Source organism: Streptomyces sp. NPDC001606 (genome assembly GCF_053596835.1).
In genome coordinates, this window is record NZ_JBSFHC010000007.1 from 149,457 (window position 1) to 174,326 (window position 24,870).

Annotated in this window: 21 protein-coding genes; 14 read left to right on the plus strand and 7 right to left on the minus strand. The window is 71.6% G+C overall.

What is annotated here, in order from left to right; all coding sequences use genetic code 11:
* Positions 1-44: 44 nt before the first annotated feature.
* Positions 45-1,334 (plus strand): citrate synthase, encoded by a 1,290-nt coding sequence (locus ACWCV9_RS15955; protein ID WP_450787119.1) that lies wholly within the window; start codon positions 45-47, stop codon positions 1,332-1,334.
* A gap of 618 nt (positions 1,335-1,952) precedes the next feature.
* On the opposite strand, the gene ACWCV9_RS15960 is transcribed toward ACWCV9_RS15955, so the two are convergent.
* The 3 genes from ACWCV9_RS15960 to ACWCV9_RS15970 form a co-directional block, all read right to left on the minus strand.
* Positions 1,953-4,214: a heavy metal translocating P-type ATPase gene (locus ACWCV9_RS15960; RefSeq protein WP_450787120.1), complete on the minus strand. Its 2,262-nt coding sequence runs from the start codon at positions 4,212-4,214 to the stop codon at positions 1,953-1,955.
* Between the two features lie 97 nt (positions 4,215-4,311).
* Positions 4,312-4,551: a heavy-metal-associated domain-containing protein gene (locus tag ACWCV9_RS15965; protein WP_450787122.1), complete on the minus strand. Its 240-nt coding sequence runs from the start codon at positions 4,549-4,551 to the stop codon at positions 4,312-4,314.
* 73 nt (positions 4,552-4,624) lie between these two features.
* Positions 4,625-5,323 carry a TetR/AcrR family transcriptional regulator gene (locus ACWCV9_RS15970; protein ID WP_450787124.1) on the minus strand — a complete coding sequence of 233 codons (699 nt, stop codon included), beginning with the start codon at positions 5,321-5,323 and terminating at the stop codon, positions 4,625-4,627.
* Positions 5,324-5,489: 166 nt separating this feature from the next.
* On the opposite strand from ACWCV9_RS15970, the gene ACWCV9_RS15975 reads away from it, so the two are divergent.
* The gene (locus ACWCV9_RS15975; RefSeq protein WP_450787125.1) at positions 5,490-7,763 is read left to right on the plus strand and encodes an MMPL family transporter; all 2,274 of its coding nucleotides are present in this window, start codon (positions 5,490-5,492) and stop codon (positions 7,761-7,763) included.
* Between the two features lie 35 nt (positions 7,764-7,798).
* On the plus strand, positions 7,799-8,848 hold the full coding sequence (locus tag ACWCV9_RS15980) for a zinc-dependent alcohol dehydrogenase family protein (protein ID WP_450787126.1): 1,050 nt from the start codon (positions 7,799-7,801) through the stop codon (positions 8,846-8,848).
* Here the strand turns inward: ACWCV9_RS15980 and ACWCV9_RS15985 are convergent.
* Entirely contained in the window at positions 8,845-9,420 is a 576-nt protein-coding gene (locus ACWCV9_RS15985) for a GNAT family N-acetyltransferase (RefSeq protein ID WP_450787128.1), read from the minus strand. The genes ACWCV9_RS15980 and ACWCV9_RS15985 overlap by 4 nt on opposite strands.
* A gap of 68 nt (positions 9,421-9,488) precedes the next feature.
* A complete protein-coding gene (locus ACWCV9_RS15990) occupies positions 9,489-9,683 on the minus strand; it encodes a helix-turn-helix transcriptional regulator (protein ID WP_385843835.1) in 195 nt (64 codons plus the stop codon).
* A gap of 283 nt (positions 9,684-9,966) precedes the next feature.
* Between ACWCV9_RS15990 and iolC the strand changes: the two genes are divergently transcribed.
* From iolC to ACWCV9_RS16030, 8 genes are all read left to right on the plus strand, one after another.
* Positions 9,967-10,917 (plus strand): 5-dehydro-2-deoxygluconokinase, encoded by a 951-nt coding sequence (iolC, locus tag ACWCV9_RS15995; protein WP_450787129.1) that lies wholly within the window; start codon positions 9,967-9,969, stop codon positions 10,915-10,917.
* Positions 10,918-11,018: 101 nt separating this feature from the next.
* The gene (locus ACWCV9_RS16000; protein ID WP_450787365.1) at positions 11,019-11,897 is read left to right on the plus strand and encodes a Cgl0159 family (beta/alpha)8-fold protein; all 879 of its coding nucleotides are present in this window, start codon (positions 11,019-11,021) and stop codon (positions 11,895-11,897) included.
* 16 nt (positions 11,898-11,913) lie between these two features.
* Positions 11,914-12,753 (plus strand): 5-deoxy-glucuronate isomerase, encoded by an 840-nt coding sequence (gene iolB, locus ACWCV9_RS16005; RefSeq protein WP_450787367.1) that lies wholly within the window; start codon positions 11,914-11,916, stop codon positions 12,751-12,753.
* Entirely contained in the window at positions 12,750-14,627 is a 1,878-nt protein-coding gene (gene iolD, locus ACWCV9_RS16010) for a 3D-(3,5/4)-trihydroxycyclohexane-1,2-dione acylhydrolase (decyclizing) (protein ID WP_450787131.1), read from the plus strand. The genes iolB and iolD overlap by 4 nt, the downstream gene beginning before the upstream one ends.
* A 16-nt stretch (positions 14,628-14,643) precedes the next feature.
* Positions 14,644-16,146: a CoA-acylating methylmalonate-semialdehyde dehydrogenase gene (gene mmsA / locus ACWCV9_RS16015; RefSeq protein ID WP_450787132.1), complete on the plus strand. Its 1,503-nt coding sequence runs from the start codon at positions 14,644-14,646 to the stop codon at positions 16,144-16,146.
* A 386-nt stretch (positions 16,147-16,532) separates the two neighbouring features.
* Positions 16,533-17,942, plus strand: coding sequence for an APC family permease (locus tag ACWCV9_RS16020; protein ID WP_450787133.1), 1,410 nt, complete (start codon positions 16,533-16,535; stop codon positions 17,940-17,942).
* 126 nt (positions 17,943-18,068) lie between these two features.
* Positions 18,069-20,714, plus strand: a complete 2,646-nt coding sequence (locus tag ACWCV9_RS16025; protein ID WP_450787135.1) for an alpha/beta fold hydrolase — start codon at positions 18,069-18,071, stop codon at positions 20,712-20,714.
* On the plus strand, positions 20,711-21,565 hold the full coding sequence (locus tag ACWCV9_RS16030; protein WP_450787136.1) for an ABC transporter permease: 855 nt from the start codon (positions 20,711-20,713) through the stop codon (positions 21,563-21,565). Before ACWCV9_RS16025 ends, ACWCV9_RS16030 begins: the two co-directional genes overlap by 4 nt.
* A gap of 90 nt (positions 21,566-21,655) precedes the next feature.
* Here ACWCV9_RS16030 and ACWCV9_RS16035 read toward each other — a convergent pair whose 3' ends face one another.
* Together ACWCV9_RS16035 and ACWCV9_RS16040 are read right to left on the minus strand one after the other, a co-directional pair.
* Complete coding sequence (locus ACWCV9_RS16035; protein ID WP_450787138.1) at positions 21,656-22,063, minus strand: rodlin; 408 nt, start codon at positions 22,061-22,063, stop codon at positions 21,656-21,658.
* 233 nt (positions 22,064-22,296) lie between these two features.
* Entirely contained in the window at positions 22,297-22,707 is a 411-nt protein-coding gene (locus tag ACWCV9_RS16040) for a rodlin (protein WP_450787140.1), read from the minus strand.
* 201 nt (positions 22,708-22,908) lie between these two features.
* Here ACWCV9_RS16040 and ACWCV9_RS16045 point away from each other — a divergent pair, with 201 nt between their 5' ends.
* The 3 genes from ACWCV9_RS16045 (at position 22,909) to ACWCV9_RS16055 (ending at position 24,864) form a co-directional block, all read left to right on the plus strand.
* Positions 22,909-23,319, plus strand: a complete 411-nt coding sequence (locus ACWCV9_RS16045; protein ID WP_450787142.1) for a rodlin — start codon at positions 22,909-22,911, stop codon at positions 23,317-23,319.
* A 288-nt stretch (positions 23,320-23,607) separates the two neighbouring features.
* The gene (gene chpD, locus ACWCV9_RS16050) at positions 23,608-23,835 is read left to right on the plus strand and encodes a chaplin ChpD (RefSeq protein WP_450787369.1); all 228 of its coding nucleotides are present in this window, start codon (positions 23,608-23,610) and stop codon (positions 23,833-23,835) included.
* A 123-nt stretch (positions 23,836-23,958) separates the two neighbouring features.
* Positions 23,959-24,864, plus strand: a complete 906-nt coding sequence (locus ACWCV9_RS16055; RefSeq protein WP_450787144.1) for a chaplin family protein — start codon at positions 23,959-23,961, stop codon at positions 24,862-24,864.
* The last annotated feature ends 6 nt before the right edge of the window (positions 24,865-24,870 follow it).

Here is a 24,870-nt window from a genome sequence, read left to right on the forward strand (position 1 = left end):
TCAGGGCACCTCGAAGATGAGGCACTACGTCGGTGAGGGAAGACGTGAGCGACAACTCTGTAGTACTGCGGTACGGCGACGGCGAGTACACCTACCCGGTGGTCGACAGCACCGTCGGCGACAAGGGCTTCGACATCGGGAAGCTCCGCGCCCAGACCGGTCTGGTGACCCTGGACAGCGGGTACGGCAACACGGCCGCCTACAAATCCGCTGTCACCTACCTCGACGGCGAGGCGGGCATCCTCCGCTACCGCGGCTACCCCATCGAGCAGCTGGCCGAGCGTTCCACCTTCCTCGAGGTGGCGTACCTGCTGATCAACGGTGAGCTGCCGACCGTCGACGAGCTGACGACGTTCAAGAACGACATCACGCGGCACACCCTGCTGCACGAGGACGTCAAGAACTTCTACAAGGGCTTCCCGCGCGACGCCCACCCGATGGCCATGCTGTCCTCGGTCGTCTCCGCGCTGTCCACCTTCTACCAGGACAGCCACAACCCGTTCGACGAGAAGCAGCGCAACCTCTCCACGATCCGGCTGCTCGCGAAGCTGCCGACGATCGCGGCGTACGCGTACAAGAAGTCGATCGGTCACCCGTTCGTCTACCCGCGCAACGACCTCGGCTACGTCGAGAACTTCCTGCGCATGACCTTCTCGGTCCCGGCCGACGAGTACGAGCTGGACCCGGTCGTCGTCTCCGCGCTGGACAAGCTGCTGATCCTGCACGCGGACCACGAGCAGAACTGCTCGACCTCCACGGTCCGTCTGGTCGGCTCGTCGCAGGCGAACATGTTCGCGTCGATCTCGGCCGGCATCTCCGCCCTGTGGGGCCCCCTGCACGGCGGCGCCAACCAGTCCGTCCTGGAGATGCTGGAGGGCATCCAGGAGAGCGGCGGCGATGTCGACGCCTTCATCCGCAAGGTGAAGAACAAGGAGGACGGCGTCCGCCTGATGGGCTTCGGCCACCGGGTCTACAAGAACTTCGACCCGCGCGCCAAGATCATCAAGGCTGCCGCGCACGACGTCCTCTCCGCCCTCGGCAAGTCCGACGAGCTGCTGGACATCGCGCTCAAGCTGGAGGAGCACGCGCTCTCCGACGACTACTTCGTCTCGCGCAGCCTCTACCCGAACGTGGACTTCTACACCGGCCTGATCTACCGGGCCATGGGCTTCCCGACCGAGATGTTCACGGTCCTGTTCGCCCTCGGCCGGCTGCCGGGCTGGATCGCCCAGTGGACCGAGATGATCAAGGAGCCGGGCTCCCGCATCGGCCGCCCGCGCCAGATCTACACGGGCGTCGTCGAGCGCGACTTCGTGCCGGTCGAAGAGCGCTGACACCTGCTGGTGAGGGGTGCCGCTTCGGTGGCACCCTGTGCCGGTCACCGCGTACAAGAGCGCAAGCGCATAGCAGAAGGCGCCCTGGCGCCGGTCCCCCCACGGGCCGACGTCCAGGGCGCCTTCCCATGTCCCGGTGCGGATTCCCCCCACGGGATCCGGCCGGGCGCTCGGAGAGGACAGCGCCTGAAATCGCTGTCTGAGCAGAACGAGCAGAACTCGTCCCACTCCAGTGATGCGGTGTTGCGATCTGCCGGGACAGCGCACGAGGGAGGGCCGCTCAAAGCTTCCCGATGTACGTGTCCCGGCAACGCTCCCCCAAGCTCTCAACTCCGTTCGAGCAGGGAGGTACCCCCTATCTGGAGAAGTCCCCCAAGACATCCCCAGATGCCGGTCGGCGCCCCCCAAGACGCTGATCCGACATCGCCAACTTAGACCTTCGAACCCCTTCGATGGTTACATTCACATCACTGTGATCTGCGTCTCTTGCATATGTCCTTTAGCTACGCAAGAGCCCCGATACGCGGATCGGGACCCAAGCGTAAGGATGATGCGCGAGCCTTGTGAAGAGCTTATGTGAGGCTCGCGGCGGACTCCAGGGGGACTCTCACATCCGCTTCATCGGAAGCGGCGCAGGCGCAGGCTGTTCGTCACCACGAACACCGAGGAGAAGGCCATCGCCGCCCCCGCGATCATCGGGTTGAGCAGCCCCGCCGCGGCCAGCGGCAGCGCGGCCACGTTGTAGCCGAAGGCCCACACCAGGTTGCCCTTGATGGTGGCCAGCGTCCGCCGGGAGAGCCGGATGGCGTCCGCGGCCACCCGCAGGTCGCCGCGCACCAGGGTCAGGTCGCCGGCCTCGATCGCCGCGTCCGTGCCGGTGCCCATGGCGAGACCCAGATCGGCGGTGGCGAGGGCGGCCGCGTCGTTGACGCCGTCGCCGACCATGGCCACGGTCCGCCCCTCGCGCTGGAGCCGCCGTACGACGTCCACCTTGTCCTCGGGCAGCACCTCGGCGAAGACGTTCCCGGCGTCGATGCCGACGCTCGACGCGACCGCCTCGGCGACCGTCCGGTTGTCCCCGGTGAGCAGCACCGGCGTGAGCCCCAGCGCGCGCAGCTCGCGCACCGCCTCGGCGCTGGTCTCCTTGACCGCGTCGGCGACCGCGAGGACACCGCGTGCCCGCCCGTCCCAGCCGGCCAGGACCGCCGTACGGCCCTCTTCCTCGGCCTGCCGGGCCGCGCGGGCCAGATCCTCCGGCACCTCGTCGTAGAGCCGCCCCACGGCCACCTCGCGGCCCTCCACGCGCCCGCGTACGCCGCGCCCGGGGACGTTCTCGAAGTTCTCGGCCTCGGGGAGGCTTCCGGCGCGCTCCTCGGCGCCCGCGGCGACGGCCCGGGCGACCGGGTGCTCGGAGGCGTGCTCCAGGGCGCCGGCGAGCCGCAGCAGCTCCTTCTCGTCCTCGCCCTCGGCGGCGTACACCGCCTGGAGGGTCATCCGGCCGGTGGTGACGGTGCCGGTCTTGTCGAGGACCACGGTGTCGACGCGGCGCGTGGACTCCAGCACCTCGGGGCCCTTGATGAGGATCCCCAGCTGGGCGCCGCGGCCGGTGCCGACCATGAGCGCGGTCGGCGTGGCGAGGCCGAGCGCGCAGGGGCAGGCGATGATCAGTACGGCGACGGCGGCCGTGAACGCGGCGACCGCGTCCCCGGTCACGCCGAGCCAGACGCCGAAGGTGGCGACCGCGATGAGGATGACGACCGGGACGAAGACGGCGGAGACCCGGTCGGCGAGGCGCTGCACCTCGGCCTTGCCGTTCTGCGCGTCCTCGACCAGCCGGGCCATCCGGGCGAGCTGGGTGTCGGCGCCGACCCGGGCGGCCTCCACCACCAGCCGGCCGCCGGCGTTGACGGTGGCGCCGGTGACCCGGTCGCCGGGACCGACGTCCACCGGCACCGACTCGCCGGTCAGCATGGACGCGTCCACCGCGGAGACGCCGTCGACCACGGTGCCGTCGGTGGCGATCTTCTCGCCGGGTCGTACGACGAACCGGTCGCCCACGGCCAGGGCGGACACCGGCACCCGGACCTCGCGCCCGTCGCGCAGCACCGCCACGTCCTTGGCGCCCAGTTCCATCAGGGCCTTCAGGGCGGCTCCGGCGCGCCGCTTGGAGCGGGCCTCCAGGAAGCGGCCGAGCAGGATCAGCGCGACGACACCGGAGGCGACCTCCAGGTAGATGGTGGAGGCGCCGTCCATGCGCGAGACGGTGAGGCGGAACTCGTCGTGCATGCCGGGCATGCCCGCGTCACCGAAGAACAGCGCCCACAGCGACCAGCCGAACGCGGCCAGGGTGCCGACCGAGACCAGGGTGTCCATCGTCGCGGCGCCGTGCCGCAGGTTGGTCCAGGCGGCCCGGTGGAAGGGGGCGCCGCCCCAGACGACGACCGGCGCGGCGAGCGTCAGCGAGAGCCACTGCCAGTTGTCGAACTGGAGCGCGGGGATCATCGCGAGCAGCACGACCGGCGCGGCGAGCAGCGCGGAGACGAGCAGCCGCCGGCGGGCGTCGGCGAGTTCCGGGTCCTCTTCGGGGGTGCCCGGGGTCTCGGCGCCGGGTTCGGGTGCGGGCCGCGGGGGCGGGGGCTGCTCGGCGGTGTACCCGGTCTTCTCCACGGTGGCGATCAGGTCGGCGACCTGGACGTCACCGCCGTAGGAGACCTTGGCCTTCTCGGTGGCGAAGTTGACGGTGGCGCTGACGCCGTCCATCCGGTTGAGCTTCTTCTCCACCCGGGCGGCGCAGGAAGCGCAGGTCATGCCGCCGATCAGCAGCTCCACCTCGGAGGTGGGGGTGGTCTGCGCGGCGGTTTCCGCGGTGGTGCTGGTCATGTCCGGACTCCAGACATCGGACCGGGCCGTACGGATCCAGTATGAGCTGGTCGGCGCGGCCCGGTCGGGGAGTGAAAGGGGTGTTCGCGGGCCGTTCTCAGGCCTTGCCGGCCAGCTCGAAGCCGGCCTCGTCCACGGCGGCGCGCACGTCCGCGTCGTCCAGCGGGGCGGTGGAGACGACGGTCACCTCGCCGGTCGCCGCGACGGCCTTCACCGAGGTGACGCCGGGGATCTGGGAGATCTCCCCGGAGATGGACCCCTCGCAGTGGCCGCAGCTCATGCCGGTCACCTTGTAGACGGTGGTGACGGAGCCCGGGGTGTCGGTCTGGGCGCTCATTCGTTCTCCTCGTCGAGGCGTGTGGGACCGCTGGGACCTCCGGAGAGGTTCCCCTCTACCCAAGAGTATACCCCTAGGGGGTATTCCTCGACGCTTCGCCGGGCCGCGCAGCTTGGGTACCCGCGAGCCGGTCGCCCACCAGGGGCTCCAGATAGCGGATCAGCACCTTCTTGATCTCCTGGACATAGGCGGCCCGCTCGGCGCCCTCGTGGACCAGGGCGAGTTCCAGGCCCGCCTTGTAGACGCCGAGGCAGACGTGTGCCGTGCGGGTGACGTCGGCCGCGGGCGCCTCGGGCAGGAGGGAGGCGAGCAGGCCCTCGATACGGGCGATCAGGGTGGTGTGCAGCTGGTCGTGCGCCTCGGTGATCCCGCCGGGAAGGTCGGGGCCGTGCATCAGCGCGAAGAACACCGGGTGCTCGGTGTTGAAGGCGATGAACCGATCCACCGCGGAGCCGATGGCCTCCTCCAGCGGGGTCGTCGGGTCGACCGGGGCCAGGGCCTCGCCGTAGGTGTCCCGCATCTCGTGCATGAGCCGGCTGCCCAGCTCCACCGCGATCGCTTCCTTGTTCGGGAAGAACTGGTAGAGCGTGCCCGGCGAGACGCCGGCCTCGCGGGCGATGGCGTTGGTGCTGGCGGCGGTGTAGCCCGTGGTGCAGAAGACCCGGGCGGCGGCTTCGAGCAGCTGTGCGATACGGCGCTCACCCCGGGCCTGGCGGCGGCGCGGCTGCTCCTTGTCCGGGTTCTCCGGGGTGTCGACCGAGGTGTCGGGCACGCGTGATCCCCAGCTCTCCAGAAGGTCATTGACAAACACGAGCGGCCACTCGCATTCTGGAGAAACGCGAGCGATCTCTCGTGTTTGCCAGTCTATGGCAACGGCTGATCCATGCTGCCGTGCTCGCACACGGCCACGCAGGTCACGGTGAAGGGGACACCGCACGATGACCGAAGTCAACACGCCACCGCGCGCCCGCCAGGCGCCACCCGGGCCCGGCCGCTACACCCGGTTCGTCACCGCCCGGCCACGCCTGTCCCTGCTGGCCGCCCTGGTGCTCACCGTGCTCGCCGTGCTGGCCGGCAGCGGGGTCGCGGACCGGCTCGGCAGCGGCGGCTGGGAGGACCCGGCCGCCGAGTCGACCTACGCCACCAAGGCGCTGGAGCGGGAGTTCCCCGCCTCCCAGCCCAACCTGCTGCTCCTGCTCGACGCGGGCCGCTCCTCGGTCGACGACCCGCAGGTGGCCGCCGAGGCCCGCACCCTGACCGGCCGGCTGGCGGCCGAGCGGGGCGTGACCGGCGTCGGCTCCTACTGGCAGAGCGGATCACCCGCCCTGCGCGCCGAGGACGGCCACGAGGCGCTGATCGCCGCCCGCGTCACCGGCGACGAGAACGCGATGGCCCGGACCCTGGACCGCATCGCCCCCCGCTACCGCGGCACCCACGGCCCGGTCCGGGTGCGGATCGGCGGCATCGTCGCGGTGCGGCACGAGATGCAGACGGTCATCAAGGAGGACCTCGCCCGGGCCGAGCTGATCGCCCTGCCGATCACGCTGATCCTGCTCGTGATGGTCTTCGGCAGCGCCATCGCCGCCCTGCTGCCGCTGGGGATCGGCATCGTCGCCATCCTCGGCACCAACGCCGTGCTGCGCGGCCTGACCAGCATCACCGACGTCTCGGTCTTCGCGCTCAACCTCACCACGGCCCTCGGGCTCGGCCTCGCCATCGACTACGCCCTGTTCATCGTCCGGCGCTACCGGGAGGAACTCTCCACCGGCGCCGACCCGACGACCGCGGTGGGCACGACACTGCGCACCGCCGGCCGCACCGTGCTCTTCTCCGCCCTCACGGTCGCCGTCTCCCTGGCCGCCATGATGGTCTTCCCGCAGTACTTCCTGCGCTCCTTCGCCTACGCCGGCATCGCCGTGGTGCTGCTCGCCGCGGCCGCCGCCCTCATCCTGCTGCCGGCCGCGCTGGTCCTGCTCGGCCACCGGGTCAACTCCCTCGACCTGCGCCGGCTGCTGCGGCGCAACCGGCAGCCGGGTTCCGGCGAGGGCGCCGGCTGGGCGCGCGCGGCGGACCTCGTGATGCGCCGCGCCCCGCTCTTCGCGCTCGGCACCACCGTGCTGCTGGTGACGCTCGGACTGCCCTTCCTCGGCGTGCGGTTCGGCACCGCCGACGACCGCCAGCTGCCGTCGACCGCCGAGTCCCATGTGGTCCAGCAGCACCTGCGCGAAGGCTTCCCGGGCAGCCCCGGCGGCGGCCTGGAGGTCCTCGCCGAAGGCGGCGCCACCCGCTCCCAGTACGCCGCCTACAAGGAGCGGCTGGCCCGGCTGCCCGAGGTCACCCGCGTCGACGGGCCGCTGGTCAAGGGCGACTCCGCCTACTTCACCGTGCAGCCGAAGGGCGAGGCCGTGGGCGACGCGGCCCAGCGCCTGGTCGGCGAGGTGCGTGCGCTGCCCGCCCCCTTCACCACCGAGGTCACCGGCACCGCGGCCGTCCTGGTCGACACCAAGCACGCGATAGCGGCACGCCTGCCCTGGGCCGCCGTGTTCATCGCGGTCGTCACCCTCCTGCTGGTCTTCCTGCTCACCGGAAGCGTGCTCATACCCGTGCAGGCCGTGGTGCTCAACGCGCTCAGCCTGACGGCCATGTTCGGCGCGGTGGTCTGGGTCTTCCAGGACGGCCATCTCTCCGGCCCGCTCGGCTTCACCAGCTCCGGCTCCATCGAGACCACCCTGCCCGTGCTGATGTTCTGCGTGGCCTTCGGCCTCTCCATGGACTACGGCGTCTTCCTGCTCTCCCGCATCAAGGAGGAGTACGACCGCACGGGCGACCACGAGTCGGCCGTGCGCCACGGACTGAGGCGCACGGGCGGGCTGATCACCGCGGCGGCGGTCATCCTCGCGGTGGTGATGGTGGCCATCGGCACCTCCCGGGTCACCAACACCAAGATGCTCGGCCTCGGCATCGCCCTGGCGGTCCTGATGGACGCCATGGTCGTCCGCAGCCTCCTGGTCCCGGCCGTCATGCGCCTCACCGGCCGCGCCACCTGGTGGGCACCCCCGGCGCTGCGCCGCTTCCACGACCGCTTCGGAATGAGCGAGGGCGACTCCGCGCCGCCGCCGGAGGAGGCACCCCAGGAGGCCGCGGGGAGCGGTACGACCAGCCGCGACGCTCGCGAACTGACCCCCAGGACCGGAGGCCCCCGGACCCTCTAACCTTCGCGGCAGGCCCCCGAAAGGAGCACACCCCGATGCGCGCAGTCGTCTTCGACCGCTACGGCGAGCAGCCCGAGGTACGGCAGGTACCCGACCCGGAACCCGCCGCTCACGGAGTGGTCGTCCGCGTGGAGGCCACCGGCCTCTGCCGCAGCGACTGGCACGGCTGGATGGGTCACGACCCGGACATCACCCTGCCGCACGTGCCCGGTCACGAGCTGGCCGGTGTGGTCGAGGCAGTGGGCGGGCGGGTGACCGGATGGCGCCCCGGCGACCGGGTCACCGTGCCGTTCGTCTGCGCCTGCGGCACCTGCCCGGCCTGCGCGGCCGGCGACCAGCAGGTGTGCGAGCGGCAGACCCAGCCCGGCTTCCACCACTGGGGCTCCTTCGCCGAGTACGTCGCGCTGGACCACGCCGACGTCAACCTGGTCGCCCTCCCCGACGACATGGCCTACGGCACGGCCGCCGCGCTCGGCTGCCGGTTCGCCACAGCCTTCCGCGCGGTGGTGCAGCAGGGCCGGGTCGCGGCGGGGGAGTGGGTCGCGGTGCACGGCTGCGGCGGCGTCGGACTGTCCGCCGTGATGATCGCGGCGGCCGCGGGGGCGCGGGTGATCGCCGTCGACATAGCGCCCGGCGCCCTGGAGCTGGCGCGAAAGTTCGGGGCGGCACAGTGCGTGGACGCCACCGGCGTGGCCGATCCGGCCGCCGCCGTCCGGGAGCTGACCGGCGGCGGCGCCCACCTCTCCCTGGACGCCCTGGGATCACCGGTCACCTGTGCCGCCTCGGTCGCCTCCCTGCGCCGCCGCGGCCGGCATGTCCAGGTCGGTCTGCTGCCCTCGGCCGACGGCACCACCCCGGTCCCGATGGCCCGCGCCATAGCCCTGGAACTCGAACTCCTCGGCAGTCACGGCATGGCCGCCCACGGCTATCCCGGCATGCTCGACCTGGTCCGCACCGGGGTGCTGCGCCCGGACCTCCTGGTGACCTCCGCGATCCCTCTCGACGCGGCCCCGGCCGCCCTCGCGACGATGGACACCACCCCGGCCCCCGGCGTGACGGTCATCGAACCCTGGCGCCGCAACTAGCCAGTGGCATGCTCGGGGTGGCCCCGATGGGTCGCCCATTCCGGGGCGAGGACGGCCATCATCACCTCGTCGGCCCACTCGCCGTCCCGCAGCGCGAACTCGCGGCGCACGCCCTCGGTCACGAAGCCGACCTTCTCGTAGACGCGGCGGGCCCGGGTGTTGTGGGCGTAGACCTCCAGCTGGACCCGGTGCAGGCCGAGCTGTTCGAAGGCATGGCCGACGATGAGCCGGGTGGCCTCGGTACCCACGCCCCGGCCCCGGCCGCGCGGCCCGAGCAGGGTGCGGAAGGTGCAGTTGCGGCTGTGCGGATCCACCTCGTGCAGCACGACCTCGCCGAGCAGCTCGCCCGTCGCGGCATCGGTGACCGCGAGGTCCAGCCGGTCGGGCTGGGCACTGCGCGTTGCGTACCAGGAACGCACCATGTCCAGGGTCAGCTCGGTGGACGGCTCGTAGGTGAAGCGGAGCACCTCGGGGTCGCCGATGATCTCCCACATCGCGTCGGCGTCGTCCGCCGTGAAGGGGCGCAGCACGGTCCGCTCGCCGGTGAGCACGGGTTTGACGGTGAAGTCCATGATCAGCACTGTGCCCCACGCGGAGGTGGGGCACGAAGGGGTTTTCCGCGGTTGCCTCCCGGCCGGTCTCAGTCGCGGCGGCGGTTGCCCGGGCGGGAGGCGACCCAGGCGCGGACGGTGTCGTCGTACCAGTAGGGCTTGCCGCCCTCCACATGGTCGGGCGGGGGGAGCAGTCCATGCTTGCGGTAGGACCGCACGGTGTCCGGCTGCACCCGGATGTGCGCCGCGATCTCCTTGTAGGACCAGAGCCTTCGGTCGGTCATGAGTTGCACCTCCCTGCGCGCGCCGCGGCGGCGGCCGGGGACGGCCGTCGGGGGAGCCGGGCGCTGCGCTGGCGATCACCAGCCTGCGCCGGGTGAACGACGCAGAGTGATCAGGAGGAAGGGCCTGTAGAGCGGGTGTGACACAGGACCGGCGTTCACGCGACACCTGTGACACGAACGCGGCATTTGTGACACGAGGTAGTCCGAATGTCCGGACAAAACATTGACAGGGCTCGGCGCCGCGGACTACAACACCGGGGAGAGTCGTGACGAAGGGAAGCCGATGGCGTACGACCTGATCACCATGGGGCGGATCGGAGTGGACCTCTATCCGCTGCAAACCGGTGTACCGCTCGCCCAGGTGTCGTCCTTCGGCAAGTTCCTCGGCGGGTCGGCGACCAATGTCGCGGTCGCCGCGGCCCGCCTCGGCCGACGCACCGCCGTCATCACCCGCACCGGCGACGACCCGTTCGGCGCCTATCTGCACGAGGCGCTGCGCGGCTTCGGCGTCGACGACCGCTGGGTCACACCGGTCCCCGGACTGCCGACCCCGGTCACCTTCTGCGAGGTCTTCCCGCCCGACGACTTCCCGCTCTATTTCTATCGGCAGCCCAAGGCGCCCGACCTGGAGATCGACGCCCACGAGCTGGACCTGGACACGATCCGGGAGGCCCGGATCTTCTGGGTCACCGGCACCGGCCTGAGCGAGGAGCCCAGCCGTACGGCGACCCTCGCGGCCCTCGCCCACCGGGCGAAGTCGGGGACGACGGTCTTCGACCTCGACTGGCGGCCCATGTTCTGGCAGGACCCGGACACCGCCCGCCCCTTCTACGCCGAGGCGCTGAAGCACACCACCGTCGCCGTGGGGAACCTGGACGAGGTGGAGGTCGCCACCGGGGTGCGCGAGCCGCATGCCGCCGCCCGCGCGCTGCTGGACGCGGGCGTCGAGATCGCCGTCGTCAAACAGGGGCCCAAGGGCGTCCTCGCCGTCAGCAGTTCGGGCGAGTCCGCCGAGGTTCCGCCGCTGCCCGTCACCGTCCTCAACGGACTCGGCGCCGGGGACGCCTTCGGCGGCTCCCTCTGCCACGGGCTGCTCGCCGGCTGGGACCTGGAGACGGTCATGCGGCACGCCAACGCGGCAGGCGCCATCGTCGCCTCCCGCCTGGAGTGCTCCTCCGCGATGCCCACCCCGGACGAGGTGGCCGCCGCGCTCGCCGCCGGAGCGGTGCGATGAGGGCCGGCCGGGTCGCAGGCACCCACACCGAGGGCGGCTCCGGAACCGCACCCGAGGGCCTCGCCGGACCCCGCCCCGGCTCCGGCCGCCCCCGCGTCGACATCGCCGAGCTGGTCCGGGTCCGTACCCACCACCCCGAGGCGATCGCCGAGGCCGCGGCCCGCCGGGCCCGGCGCCCGCTGCTGAACGGCGACGGACGGCTGATGATCATCGCCGCCGACCACCCGGCCCGCGGCGCGCTCGGCGTCGGCGACCGCAGGCTCGCCATGGCCAACCGCGCCGACCTGCTGGAGCGGCTGTGCCTGGCGCTGTCCCGGCCCGGGGTGGACGGGGTGCTCGCCACCGCCGACATCCTGGACGACCTGCTCCTGCTCGGCGCCCTCGACCACAAGGTGGTCATGGGGTCCATGAACCGCGGCGGACTCCAGGGCGCCAGCTTCGAGCTGGACGACCGGTTCACCGGCCACCGGCCCGAGGACATCCGGCGCCTCGGCTTCGACGCCGGCAAGCTGCTGCTGCGCATCGACTACGACGACCCCGGCTCGCTGACCACGCTGGAGTCCACCGCCCGTGTCATCGACGAGATGGCCGCGCGCCGGCTGCCGGTCTTCGTGGAGCCGTTCATCAGCCGCCGCACCCCCGAGGGAAGGCTGCGCAACGACCTGTCCGCCGAGGCCGTCACCCGGTCCATCGCCATCGCCTCCGGTCTCGGCGGCTCCTCCGCCTACACCTGGCTGAAGGTGCCGGTCACCGAGGACCCCGACGAGATGGCCCGGGTGATGGAGACCTCCACGCTGCCCGCCGTCCTCCTCGGCGGCGACATCGGCGACTCGCCCGAGGGCCAGGCCGCCGCGTACGCGAAATGGCGCGACGCGCTGCGCCTGCCCACCGTGCGCGGCCTGGTCGTCGGCCGCTCGCTGCTGTACCCGGCGGACGGCGACGTGGCCGCCGCCGTGGACACCGCCGTAGGACTGCTGTGAGGGCCGCATGACCAGCATGACCAGCACCGACCTGCACCTGGCCAAGGGCACCACCGCGACCGGGCGGTACGCCGTCGACATCCGTCCCGAGCGGGCCGGCTGGACGTACAGCAGCCTGCGCGTCGTGGAGGTGACACCGGGCGGTACGCATACGTTCACCACCGGGGACAGCGAATGGATCGTGCTTCCGCTGGAAGGCGCATGTACCGTACAAATTGAGACTGCGTCAACTGAGCAGGCCGAGTTCCAACTCCTGGGCCGGGACAGCGTGTTCGCGTCGGTCTCCGACTTCGCGTACGCACCCCGGGACGCCCAGGTCCTGATCGCCTCCGGCGCGGGAGGCCGCTTCGCCCTGGCAGGAGCGAAGTGCGAGCGACGACTCCCCGCCCGCTACGGCCCCGCGCCGGAGGTCCCCGTCGAACAGCGCGGCAGCGGCAGCTGCGCCCGCCAGGTGCGCGGCTTCGCCGCGGCCGACGCCTTCGACTGCGACCGGCTCATCGCCGTCGAGGTGATCACCCCGGGCGGCAACTGGTCCTCGTACCCGCCGCACAAGCACGACGAGCACCGGCCGGGCGAGGAGTCCGAACTGGAGGAGATCTACTACTTCGAGATCGCCGGCCCGAACGGTCTGGGGTACCAGCGCGTGTCCCCGTCGCGGCAGGGCGGCGCCGACCTCCTCGCCGAGGTCCGCTCCGGCGACGCCGTACTCGTCCCCGACGGCTGGCACGGCCCGTCCATCGCCCAGCCCGGGCACGACATGTACTACCTGAACGTCATGGCGGGTCCGGGGGAGACCCGGGAGTGGCGGATCTGCTTCCATCCGGCCCACGTAGAAAGCACGGAGGGGTACCGATGACGATCCGGCTGACCGTCGCACAAGCGCTGGTCCGATTCCTCGCCGCCCAGTACACCGAACGCGACGGCGCCCGGCAGCGGCTGATCGGCGCCACCTGGGGCATCTTCGGCCACGGCAACGTCGCCGGGCTCGGCCAGGCCCTGGTCGAGTACGCCGACGTCATGCCGTACCACCAGGGCCGCAACGAGCAGTCCATGGTGCACGCGGCGGTCGGCTACGCCCGCCAGTCGAACCGGCTGTCCGCCCACGCGGTGACGACCTCGATCGGCCCCGGCGCCACCAACCTGGTCACCGGCGCCGCCCTGGCCACCGTCAACCACCTCCCGGTCCTGCTGCTGCCCGGCGACGTCTTCGCCACCCGCCCCGCCGACCCCGTCCTCCAGCAGCTGGAGGTGCCCTACGCGGGCGACGTGTCCGTCAACGACACACTGCGCCCGGTGTCGCGGTACTTCGACCGCGTCACCCGCCCGGAGGCCCTGATCCCGGCCGCCCTCCAGGCCATGCGGGTGCTCAGCGACCCCGTGGAGACCGGCGCCGTCACCCTCGCCCTGCCGCAGGACGTCCAGGCGGAGGCGTACGACTGGCCGGAGGAGTTCTTCGCCGAGCGTGTGTGGACCGTACGGCGCCCGGGCGCGGACCCCACCGAGCTGGCGGAGGCCGTGGCCGCGATCCGCGCCGCGCGCCGGCCCCTGCTGATCGCGGGCGGCGGGGTCCACCACAGCCGGGCCGAGGCCGCCCTCGCCGAGTTCGCCGCCGCGACCGGCATCCCCGTCGCCTCCACCCAGGCCGGCAAGGGCTCGCTGCGCCACGACCACCCGCAGGACGTCGGCGGCATCGGCCACACCGGCACCGCCACCGCCGACGAGCTGGCCCGCACCGCGGACCTGGTGATCGGCGTCGGCACCCGCTACACCGACTTCACCACCGCCTCCGGCACTCTGTTCGAGAACCCGGACGTCCGCTTCCTCAACCTCAACATCGCGCCCTTCGACGGCCACAAGCTGGCCGCGCGCCCGCTGATCGCCGACGCCCGCAGCGGCCTGGCCGAGCTGACCGAGGCGCTGGCGCTGCACGGCCACCGGGTCGCCGACGCCTACGCCGCCGAGTACACGGAGGACAAGGAGCGCTGGGAGCAGCGCGTCGACGCCTGCTTCGAGGCCGACGAGATCGACGTACGGCCGACCCAGCCGCAGGTCCTCGGGGCGCTGGACGCCCTGGTGGACGAGTCGGACATCATCATCAACGCGGCCGGTTCGCTCCCCGGCGACCTGCACAAGCTGTGGCGGGCGCGATCCTGCGACCAGTACCACCTGGAGTACGGCTACTCCTGCATGGGCTACGAGATCCCGGCCGCCATCGGGGTGAAGCTGGCCGCGCCGGAGCGGCAGGTGTGGGCGCTGGTCGGCGACGGTACCTATCTGATGATGCCGACCGAGATCGTGACCGCCGTGCAGGAGGGCATCGCGATCAAGATGCTGCTGGTGCAGAACCACGGGTACGCCTCGATCGGCGGACTGTCGGAGTCGGTGGGCGGCGAGCGGTTCGGCACCGCCTACCGTTTCCCGACCGAGGAGGGCGCCTACACGGGCGCCCCGCTCCCCGTCGACCTCGCCGCCAACGCGGCCAGCCTGGGCATGCGGGTGCTGCGCGCCAGGACCGTGCGGGAGCTGCGCGAGGCGCTCGCCGAGGCCCGGGCCGCCGACACTCCCACATGTGTCTACGTGGAGACCGAAACGTCCGACACAGTGTCGGGCGCGCCTCCGGCCCAGGCCTGGTGGGATGTTCCCGTGGCCGAGACCGCGACCCGACCGTCGGCGGTCAAGGCACGTGAGCTGTACGAACGGCACGTCTCGACCCGACGCCGCCATCTGTAAGAAGGAGTCTCTGGGCATGACGAAGATCGTCAACCACTGGATCGGCGGCAAGACCGTCGAAGGCGCGTCGGGCACGTACGGGCCGGTCACCGACCCGGCCACCGGCGCGGTCACCACCAAGGTCGCGTTCGCGTCGGTGGAGGAGGTGGACGCGGCCGTCGCGGCGGCCAAGGACGCCTTCACCACCTGGGGCCGGTCCTCGCTGGCCCAGCGCACCACCATCCTGTTCCGGTTCCGCGCGCTGCTGGACGCCCACCGCGACGAGATCGCCGAGCTGATCACCGCCGAACACGGCAAGGTGCACTCGGACGCGCTCGGCGAGGTCGCCCGCGGCCTGGAGATCGTGGACCTGGCCTGCGGCATCAACGTCCAGCTGAAGGGCGAGCTGTCCACGCAGGTGGCCGGCGGGGTCGACGTGGCCGCGATCCGCCAGCCGCTCGGTGTCGTCGCGGGCATCACGCCGTTCAACTTCCCGGCGATGGTCCCGATGTGGATGTTCCCGATCGCCATCGCGTGCGGCAACACCTTCGTGCTCAAGCCGAGCGAGAAGGACCCCTCGGCCTCGGTCCGGATCGCCGAGCTGCTGAGCGAGGCCGGTCTGCCGGACGGCGTCTTCAACGTCGTGCACGGCGACAAGGTGGCCGTCGACCGGCTGCTGGAGCACCCGGACGTCAAGGCCGTCTCCTTCGTCGGCTCGACCCCGATCGCCCGCTACATCCACACCACCGCCTCGGCCAACGGCAAGCGTGTGCAGGCGCTCGGCGGCGCCAAGAACCACATGCTGGTGCTGCCGGACGCCGACCTGGACGCGGCCGCCGACGCCGCCGTCTCGGCCGCCTACGGCTCCGCGGGCGAGCGCTGCATGGCGATCTCGGCCGTGGTCGCGGTCGGCTCGATCGGCGACACGCTGGTGGAGAAGATCCGCGAGCGCGCCGAGAAGATCAAGATCGGTCCGGGCAACGACCCGACGTCCGAGATGGGCCCGCTGATCACCAAGGCGCACCGCGACAAGGTGGCGTCGTACGTCTCCGGTGCCGCCGCGGAGGGCGCCGAGGTCGTGCTCGACGGCACCGGCTACACCGTCGAGGGCTTCGAGGACGGCCACTGGATCGGCATCTCGCTCCTGGACCGGGTGCCGACCACCGCCAGGGCCTACCAGGACGAGATCTTCGGCCCGGTGCTGTGCGTGCTGCGCGCGGACACCTACGAGGAGGGTGTCGCCCTCATCAACGCCTCGCCGTTCGGCAACGGCACCGCGATCTTCACCCGGGACGGCGGCGCGGCCCGCCGCTTCCAGCTGGAGATCGAGGCCGGCATGGTCGGTGTGAACGTGCCGATCCCGGTCCCCGTCGGCTACCACTCCTTCGGCGGCTGGAAGGACTCCCTCTTCGGCGACCACCACATCTACGGCAACGACGGCACGCACTTCTACACCCGCGGCAAGGTCGTCACCACCCGCTGGCCCGACCCGGCCGACGCCCCGGCGGGCGTGGACCTGGGCTTCCCGCGCAACCACTGACCCTCTCGGGAACCTCCGAAAGACCCTTGTCAGGCCGTCCGGATACCGGACGGCCTGACATTTTTTTGAAACCTTCGCTGCGGTTCTCGTGTCACGGGGATGAAACGGGTGGCGAAGGAGTTACGAGCTAATGACCTTGGAAAGCAAGGTCACTATCCGATAGGGCTTGATGGATGGGTCAACAGGCATCCGTAGCCTGCGAAAGTGATGCGGCCTGGGCTCTTCCGTAGCTGCGGATTCCGAAGGTAAACGGCCATTGACGTGGCGGTTTTCGTCGGGGTTCTCTATGCACGCCGGGAGCGGACGAAAAGCACGTACGACGATCCGCCGGAGGCGATAGCGCTCCCGTCCCCACCCTCACCGCTCAAGTGATCGGAAACCGCCGCATGACCGACACGCTCCAGAAGACCGTGGAAGACACCGCCACAGCCTCCTCCCCCGGGCTGAAGCGGTCCATCGGTGTCGTCGGCGGCACCCTGCTGACGCTGTCCTGCGTCACGCCCGCCTCCACGCTCTTCGTGATCGTGCCCGACCTGTTCTCCAGTCTGGGCACGGCGACGGCGCTGTGCATCGCCATCGGCGCGCTGCTCTGTATCCCCGTGGCCTTCTGCTACTCGGAGCTGGGCACCCTCATCCCCAGCGCGGGCGGCGAGTACGCCATCGTCTCCACCCTGGCCGGGCGGCTCGCCGGCTGGCTGGCCTTCGTGATGTCGCTGCTCGTCGTGATGATCGTCCCTCCGGTCATCGCGATGGGCACCGCCGACTACCTCGCCCCGGTCATCCACCTCGACCCGTCCTGGACGGGCGCCGGCGTGATGATCGCCGCCACCCTCGCCGGTCTGCTGGACCTGCGCGCCAACGCCTGGATCACCGGCATCTTCCTGGTCCTGGAGGTCGTCGCCGCCGGCGTCGTGGCGGTGCTCGGCTTCGCCCACCCGCATCGCGGGGTGAGCAGCCTGGGCATGCTCCAGGTCGCCGGCGACCACGCGCACGTCGACCCCGTCACCGCGATGATGGTCGTCTCCGGCCTCGCCATCGCCCTCTTCGTCACCCAGGGCTTCTCCACCGCCGTCTACCTCTCCGAGGAGCTGGAGAACCCGCGCCGCAACGTCGCCCGTACCGTCCTCGCCACCCTCGTCATCTCCAGCGTGGTCATCCTGGTGCCGGTCGCCGCCATCACCCTCGGCGCGGGGGACCTGAAGACCCTGACCGGCGGCGACATCAGCAGCATGGTCATCGCCTGGAGCGACTCGGCCGTCGGCACCTTCGTCAGCCTGTGCGTCGCCCTCGCGATCATCAACGCGGGCATCGTCATGGTCATCCAGAACTCCCGGGTGCTGTTCGCCTCGGCCCGGGACCGCGCCTGGCCGAAGCCCGTGAACACCGCCCTCGCCAAGCTCGGCCGGTTCGGCTCCCCGTGGGTCGCCACCCTCCTCGTCGGCGTCCCGGGCGCGTTCCTCTGCTTCGTCAACCTCGACACCCTCTACGGCGTCACCGGCGTCGCCGTCACCGGCCTCTACCTGCTGGTGGCCGTCGCCGCGCTGCTGGCCCGGCGCGGCGCGCACGGCGCCAAGCAGGCCTGGCGGATGCCCCTGTGGCCGGCCATGCCGGTCCTGCTGATCGCGGTCCTCCTCTACATCCTGGTCGAGCAGGACCCCTCCTACCTGGCCTGGACCGGCGGCATCACCGCTGTCGCCACCCTGTACTGGGCCTTCTACCTCCGCCCGCGCCGCGAGACCCGCTGGCTGGTCTCCCTGCCCGAGGACGTCCAGGCCGAGGAGCAGGCCGCGGCCTGAGCCGCGAGGCGCCGAGCCGCCGTACCACGCCTGGTGTACGCCGGACCCACCCGTCCTCCTGCGGGAGGGCCCGGCGTTCACCCCTGAGGCTCACCGGTTGTCAGTGACGCCCCGTACCGTTGAGCCATGGATCTTCGCAGGCTCTCCCCGCGAGGGCTGCTCAAGAGGCCGCGCCGGCTCCTCGCCGGCGCGGCCGCCGTCGTGGTGCTGGCCGGCGCCGGCACCTGGACGGCCGCCGCGTCCGGCGACACGCCCCCGGTCCACCGGACCGACCAGGTCATGGCGGTCGACGGGGTCCGCCTGGACACCTCGTACTTCACCCCGGCCGACACCGGCCGGCACCCGGCCGTCCTCCTCGCCCACGGCTTCGGCGGCAGCAAGGACGACCTGCGGCAGCAGGCCGAGGACCTCACCCGGCACGGATACGCGGTGCTGACCTGGTCCGCGCGCGGCTTCGGCGGATCCACCGGCCGAATCGGCCTCGACGACCCCAAGGGCGAGGTCGCCGACGTCTCCCGGCTCCTCGACTGGCTGGCCAAGCGGCCCGAGGTCCAGCTCGACAAGCCCGGCGACCCCCGCGTCGGCCTGGCCGGCGGCTCCTACGGCGGCGCGGTCTCCCTGCTCGCCGCGGCCTACGACCACCGGGTGGACGCCATCGCCCCGGCCGTCACCTACTGGAACCTCGCCGACGCCCTGTTCCCGAACGGCGTGTTCAAGAAGCTGTGGGCCGGCATCTTCGTCAACACCGGCGGCGGCTGCGCCCGCTTCGAGCCCGCCCTGTGCCGGATGTACGACCGGGTCGCCGAGTCCGGCACCCCCGACCCGGCCGCCCGCGCACTCCTCCAGGAGCGCTCGCCCTCGGCCGTCGCCGACCGCATCAAGGTGCCCACCCTGCTGGTGCAGGGCCAGACGGACTCGCTGTTCCCGCTCGGCCAGGCCGACGCCGCCGCCCGGGCGATCCGGGCGAACGGCGCCCCCGTGGCCGTCGACTGGATCGCCGGCGGCCACGACGGCGGCGACCTGGAGACCAGCCGGATCCAGACCCGGGTGCGCACCTGGTTCGACCGGTACCTGCGCGGCGAGCACCCGGACACCGGCCCGGCGTTCCGGATCAGCCGCACCGGAGGCGTCAACTCCACCGACGGCACCGCGCAGCTGCGCGGCGCCACCGCCGGGAGCTACCCCGGCCTGCGCGACCACCCCCGCGCCATCGCCCTGACCGGCTCCGCCCAGCACATCACCAACCCGGCCGGCGCCACCCCGCCCGGCGTCTCCGCGCTGCCCGGCCTCGGCGGCTCCGGCGGCCTCGCCCAGCTGTCCGCGCTCGGCGTCGGCGTCTCCCTCGACTTCCCCGGCCAGTACGCGCGGTTCGACTCGGCACCCCTCACCCGCGACCTCCAGATCACCGGCACCCCCACCGCCCGCATCCACGTCACCTCAAGCACCGGCGACGCCGTCCTGTTCGGCAAGGTCTACGACGTCGGCCCCGACGGCACCCGGCAGGTGCTCCCCGCCCAGCTCGTCGCCCCGCTCCGGGTGACCGGCGCCACGGCGGGCCAGGACGTCACCGTCACCCTCCCGGCGATCGACCACCAGGTGCAGAAGGGCCACCGGCTCCGCCTGGTCCTCGCCTCCACCGACCTCGGCTACGCCTCCCCGGCCGCCCCCGCCACCTACACCGTCTCCCTCAGGGGAGACCTGAGCGTGCCGACGGCCCCGGCCGTGACCACCGCCGCCGCGCCCCTGCCCGCCTGGGTCTGGTGGCTGCCCCTGGCCGGTGTCATCGCCGCCCTCGCCCTGCTGCTCACCGCCCGCCGCCGCACCGCCGCCCCCGCCCCCGACCCGGACCTCGCCGAGGTGCCCCTCGTCATCAGCGGCCTCAGCAAGCGCTACGCCCGCTCCACCGACCGATACGCCGTCCGCGAGCTGTCCTTCCGTGTGGAGAAGGGCCAGGTCCTCGGCCTGCTCGGGCCCAACGGCGCGGGCAAGACCACCACCCTGCGCATGCTGATGGGCCTGATCACGCCGGACGACGGCGAGATCCGCGTCTTCGGGCACGCCGTCCGGCCCGGTGCACAGGTCCTCTCCCGCGTCGGCGCCTTCGTGGAGGGCGCGGGCTTCCTGCCGCACCTGTCCGGCCGGGAGAACCTGGAGCTGTACTGGCGGGCCACCGGCCGCCCGCCCGAGGACGCCCACCTGGACGAGGCACTGGAGATCGCCGGCCTCGGCGACGCCCTCGCCCGCGCGGTGCGCACCTACTCGCAGGGCATGCGCCAGCGCCTCGCCATCGCCCAGGCCATGCTCGGCCTGCCCGACCTGCTCATCCTCGACGAACCCACCAACGGTCTCGACCCGCCCCAGATCCGCGAGATGCGCGAGGTGATGATCCGCTACGCGGCCGGCGGCCGTACGGTCATCGTCTCCAGCCACCTCCTCGCCGAGGTCGAGCAGTCCTGCACCCACCTGGTGGTGATGGACCGCGGCCGGCTCGTCCAGGCCGGTCCCGTCCGGGAGATCATCGGCTCCGGCGACACCCTGCTCGTCGGCACCGGTACCCCGGTCCCGGAACCGGTCGCGGAGAAGGTGGCCGCGCTGCCCGGCGTCGCCTCCGCCGTGCGCACCGACGACGGACTGCTGGTCCGGCTCGACCCTGGCGGCACCGCCGAGCGGCTCGTCGTGGAGCTGGTCCGGCTGGAGGTGCCCGTCGCCTCGGTCGGCCCGCACCGCCGCCTCGAAGACGCCTTCCTCACCCTGATCGGAGGTTCCGCATGAGCGCGCTCACCGAGGCCGCCTCCGGCTACCGGGCGGGCCGCACCCTGCCCCTGCGGGTGGAGCTGGCCCGGCAGCTGAAGCGGCGCCGCACCCTGGTCATGGGGGCCATCCTCACCGCCCTGCCGTTCGTGCTGCTCATCGCCTTCGCCATCGGCGGGAACCCGTCGAGCCGGAACAACCAGATCACCCTGATGGACACGGCCACCGCGTCCGGCGCCAACTTCGCCGCGGTCAACCTGTTCGTCTCGGCCGGCTTCCTCCTCGTCATCCCCGTCGCCCTGTTCTGCGGGGACACGGTCGCCTCCGAGGCGAGCTGGTCCTCGCTGCGCTATCTGCTCGCCGCACCCGTGCCCCGGGCCCGGCTGCTGTGGTCCAAGCTGGCCGTCGCCCTCGGGCTGAGCCTCGCCGCGATGGTGCTGCTGCCGGTCGTGGCGCTCGCGGCCGGCACGGCCGCCTACGGCTGGGGGCCGTTGCAGATCCCCACCGGCGGCGCGCTCGACACCGGTACGGCGGCACAGCGCCTGGCGGTCGTGGTGGCGTACGTCTTCGTGTCCCAGCTGGTCACCGCCGGGCTGGCGTTCTGGCTGTCGACCAGGACGGACGCCCCGCTCGGCGCGGTCGGCGGCGCCGTCGGCCTGACCATCGTCGGCAATGTCCTGGACGCCGTCACCGCCCTCGGCCACTGGCGCGACTTCCTGCCCGCGCACTGGCAGTTCGCCTGGGCCGACATCGTCCAGCCGCACCCCGAGTGGTCCGGCATGGCCCAGGGCGCCGCGGTCTCCGTGACCTACGCGGTGGTCCTGTTCGCCCTGGCCTTCCGGGGGTTCGCCCGCAAGGACATCGTGTCCTAGGACCTCGCGCGGGGGCCGGCGCGGGGGCCGTACACGACGAAACGGCGGGCCACCGGGAGAACCGGTGACCCGCCGTCGCGGTGTGCTTGCTCAGCCGTTGCCGGCGCCGTTGCCGGACAGGGCCGAGATGTCGTCCAGGATGTGCGACAGCGGCTCGTCGCCCTTGGCCTGGGTCGAGTTCTCCGTGCACTGCTGGTTCTGCGGCGAGGACAGGATCGGGATGTCCTGGACGCCGATGTTGATCAGGCCGATCAGCGACTGGAGGTTGGCCTTCACCGGGAGGCCGATGCACGGCTTGTTCAGCGAACCCTGGACCAGCGAGAGCTGCGGGCTCATGTCGCCGAAGGTGGCCGAGTTGCCGAACGACGACTTGGCGCCATTGCCGCTGAACGACGTGGTGCCGTGGTCGTCACCGATGGCGAGGGCCTGAGGGGCCGCCGCCCCGGCGAGACCGGCGACGGAGGCGGCTACAGCCGCGGTTGCCCACAGCTTCTTCATGTTCGTTCCCTTTCGAAAGGCGGACTCCGGGGAGGAGCTGCGTGATCGTCAACGGCCCGGGCCACGCCGTGGTTGCGCTATGTGCCCCGATCGGCCCAGCGCAGTCCGATGAGTTCACGAGCGCCCCCGCTCCGGGGGCGGCCCGTGCGCCGGGCCGGAAGACCTGGAAAACGCGGACGGGCCGCCGAGGGGATCGGCGGCCCGTCGACGGCCCGTGCGGGGCCCTGGGTGGCTCAGTGGTTGGCCGTGCCGTTGCCGGCCAGGACGGAGATGTCGTCCAGGATGTGCGACAGCGCCTCGTCGCCCTTGGCCTGGGTCGAGTTCTCCGTGCACTGCTGGTTCTGCGGCGAGGACAGGATCGGGATGTCCTGGACGCCGATGTTGAGCAGACCGATCAGCGACTGGGCGTTCACCTTCGCCGGCAGGCCGATGCACGGCTTGTTGAAGGAGCCCTGGATGAGCGCCATCTGCGGGCTCATGTTGCCGTAGGTCGCGGAGTTGCCGAACGCCTGGGAAGCGCCGTTGCCGCTGAAAGAGGTGGTGCCGTGGTCGTTGCCGATGGCCAGGGCCGGCGACGCGACGGCGGCAGAGGCGCCTACAGCGGCGGCGGCGACCGCGGCGGAGGCCAGAACCTTCTTGATCACTTGTCATTCCCTTCTGAAGTAACCCCGTCCACCGGAGCAACCTGGTCCAACCGCAGATCGCATCAAAGGGTTGCTGGTGTTCACTCCGATGGCCCAATGCGGGTCTGAATGGGTGATGCCCCGCAACCAATTCCCGTGGGTTCGGTTGATGCGGGGGCAGGAAGATGCGTCTTGGCGTGGAGCCAGGAAAGGATTTGCGAAATGCTGAAGAAGGCAATGGCCGCGGCGGCGGTCGCCGCGTCCTTCGTCGGTGTGTCGGCGGCGGCAGCCCCCCAGGCGCTTGCCATCGGCAACGACCACGGCACCACGTCGTTCAGCGGCAACGGTGCCCACGAGGCGTTCGGCAACAACGTGACCAAGGGCAACCTGAGCCCGCAGGCCACGCTGGTCCAGAGCTCGCTCAACAAGCTCTGTGTCGGCCTGCCGGCGAAGGTCAACGTCCAGTCGGTCCTCGCTCTGCTCAACATCGGCGTGCAGGACATCCCGATCCTGTCCTCGCCGCAGAACCAGCAGTGCACCGAGAACTCGACCCAGGCCAAGGACGACGAGGCGCTCTCGCACATCCTGGACGACATCTCGGTCCTGGCGGGCAACGGCGCGGGCAACCACTGAGCCGTGTCCCCCGGGCGGCCGCCCGAACGGCGTGCCGGTGTTCGCACCGCACCGCCGCCCGGGCGGCTGCCTTCGTTCGTTCGCCGTTCCTGTAGAAGAAGCGTTTCTCTGCCGAACCGTCAATTCCTTGAGGGCATTCGAGTGAATTGCGGGGCGACGCGCGTTCCAGAGTTTCTTCCGCTGTCTATCCCTCGTTTTACAGCCTGCCGGTCATGGTGCGAGCCGTTGAAGCTGTGCTCGCTCGGTTTCGGCCGTCAATTAGGCATGGCCGCGGAGAAGGGAAATCTCATGAAGAAGAGCGTTGCTGTCGTCGCCGGCGCAATCCTGGCCCTGGGCGGGGCCGCCCCCGCCTTCGCCGACGCCGGTGCCGAGGGCGCCGCCATCGGCTCCCCGGGTGTCCTGTCGGGCAACGTGGTCCAGATTCCGATCCACGTGCCGATCAACGTCTGCGGCAACAGCATCAACGTCATCGGCCTGCTGAACCCGGCCTTCGGCAACACCTGCGTGAACGACTGAGGTTCGTCGCCCCACGCATCACCAGCCCACCGGCTGCGTTCCGGCCGGCCTTGGACCGTCGATCTGTCGATTCTTCGTTCCGGGGCCGGCCTTCCCACATCTTCGAGCAGGAAGACAACGAGATTGCGACAGACCCTCAGCAAGGGCATGGTCGTGGCCGCCGCCGCGACCGGCGTGCTGTCGTTGTACGGCGGCAGCGTCGCGCTCGCCGACTCCCACGCGCACGGCGTGGCCCAGGGTTCGCCCGGCGTGCTGTCCGGCAACAACGTCCAGGTCCCGGTGAACGTGCCGGTCAACGTCTGCGGCAACTCCGTGGACGCGGCCGCTGCGCTGAACCCGGCGTTCGGCAACTCCTGTGTCAACGGGCACGGTTCGTCTGCGCACGGCGGCAGCCCGCACCGTGACGTACCGGGTGACGACGGCCCGGGCTACGGCGACTCCGACGACTACGGGCCTCCCTACGGCGGCGACGAGTACACCCCGCCCGGCTACGCCGGTGGCGACCACACCACCCAGCCTCCGTACGGTGGCGGCCACACCAGCGCGCCTCCGTACGGTGGCGGCGACCACACCACCCAGCCTCCGTACGGCGGTGGCGAGACGACGCCTCCCTATGGCGGCGGTGAGACCACGCCTCCCGGCGGTGGCCACAGCACCCCTCCGTACGGTGGCGGCGAGACCACCCCGCCCGGTGGCGGCCACTCCACGCCCCCGGGCGGCGGCCACAGCACGCCTCCCTACGGCGGCGGTGAGACCACGCCTCCCGGCGGCGGTCACTCGACTCCCCCCTACGGCGGGGGCGAGACCACACCTCCGTACGGAGGTGGGGAAACCACGCCTCCCTACGGTGGCGGCGAGACCACGCCTCCCTACGGCGGTGGCGAGACCACTCCCGGGAAGCCGCCCACCCTCCCGCACACCGGCAGTGACGTCCGGGCCATGATGGGGGTCTCGGCCGCCAGTGCCCTGCTGATCGGGGCCGGTGCGGTCCTGTACCGCCGAGGCCGGTCGGCGGCGCAGCACCGGTAGCGTGCC

What these genes read in the sequence shown, in the direction of transcription:
- ACWCV9_RS15985 (WP_450787128.1), bottom strand. Translation starts at nt 9,420, where the DNA reads ATGGACTTCACCGTCAAACCCGTGCTCACCGGCGAGCGGACCGTGCTG.
- iolD (WP_450787131.1), top strand. Translation starts at nt 12,750, where the DNA reads ATGACGATCCGGCTGACCGTCGCACAAGCGCTGGTCCGATTCCTCGCC.
- chpD (WP_450787369.1), top strand. Translation starts at nt 23,608, where the DNA reads ATGAAGAAGAGCGTTGCTGTCGTCGCCGGCGCAATCCTGGCCCTGGGC.
- iolC (WP_450787129.1), top strand. Translation starts at nt 9,967, where the DNA reads ATGGCGTACGACCTGATCACCATGGGGCGGATCGGAGTGGACCTCTAT.
- ACWCV9_RS15975 (WP_450787125.1), top strand. Translation starts at nt 5,490, where the DNA reads ATGACCGAAGTCAACACGCCACCGCGCGCCCGCCAGGCGCCACCCGGG.
- ACWCV9_RS16025 (WP_450787135.1), top strand. Translation starts at nt 18,069, where the DNA reads ATGGATCTTCGCAGGCTCTCCCCGCGAGGGCTGCTCAAGAGGCCGCGC.
- ACWCV9_RS15990 (WP_385843835.1), bottom strand. Translation starts at nt 9,683, where the DNA reads ATGACCGACCGAAGGCTCTGGTCCTACAAGGAGATCGCGGCGCACATC.
- ACWCV9_RS16045 (WP_450787142.1), top strand. Translation starts at nt 22,909, where the DNA reads ATGCTGAAGAAGGCAATGGCCGCGGCGGCGGTCGCCGCGTCCTTCGTC.
- mmsA (WP_450787132.1), top strand. Translation starts at nt 14,644, where the DNA reads ATGACGAAGATCGTCAACCACTGGATCGGCGGCAAGACCGTCGAAGGC.
- ACWCV9_RS16035 (WP_450787138.1), bottom strand. Translation starts at nt 22,063, where the DNA reads ATGAAGAAGCTGTGGGCAACCGCGGCTGTAGCCGCCTCCGTCGCCGGT.
- ACWCV9_RS15965 (WP_450787122.1), bottom strand. Translation starts at nt 4,551, where the DNA reads ATGAGCGCCCAGACCGACACCCCGGGCTCCGTCACCACCGTCTACAAG.
- ACWCV9_RS16030 (WP_450787136.1), top strand. Translation starts at nt 20,711, where the DNA reads ATGAGCGCGCTCACCGAGGCCGCCTCCGGCTACCGGGCGGGCCGCACC.
- iolB (WP_450787367.1), top strand. Translation starts at nt 11,914, where the DNA reads ATGACCAGCACCGACCTGCACCTGGCCAAGGGCACCACCGCGACCGGG.
- ACWCV9_RS15960 (WP_450787120.1), bottom strand. Translation starts at nt 4,214, where the DNA reads ATGACCAGCACCACCGCGGAAACCGCCGCGCAGACCACCCCCACCTCC.
- ACWCV9_RS16020 (WP_450787133.1), top strand. Translation starts at nt 16,533, where the DNA reads ATGACCGACACGCTCCAGAAGACCGTGGAAGACACCGCCACAGCCTCC.
- ACWCV9_RS15980 (WP_450787126.1), top strand. Translation starts at nt 7,799, where the DNA reads ATGCGCGCAGTCGTCTTCGACCGCTACGGCGAGCAGCCCGAGGTACGG.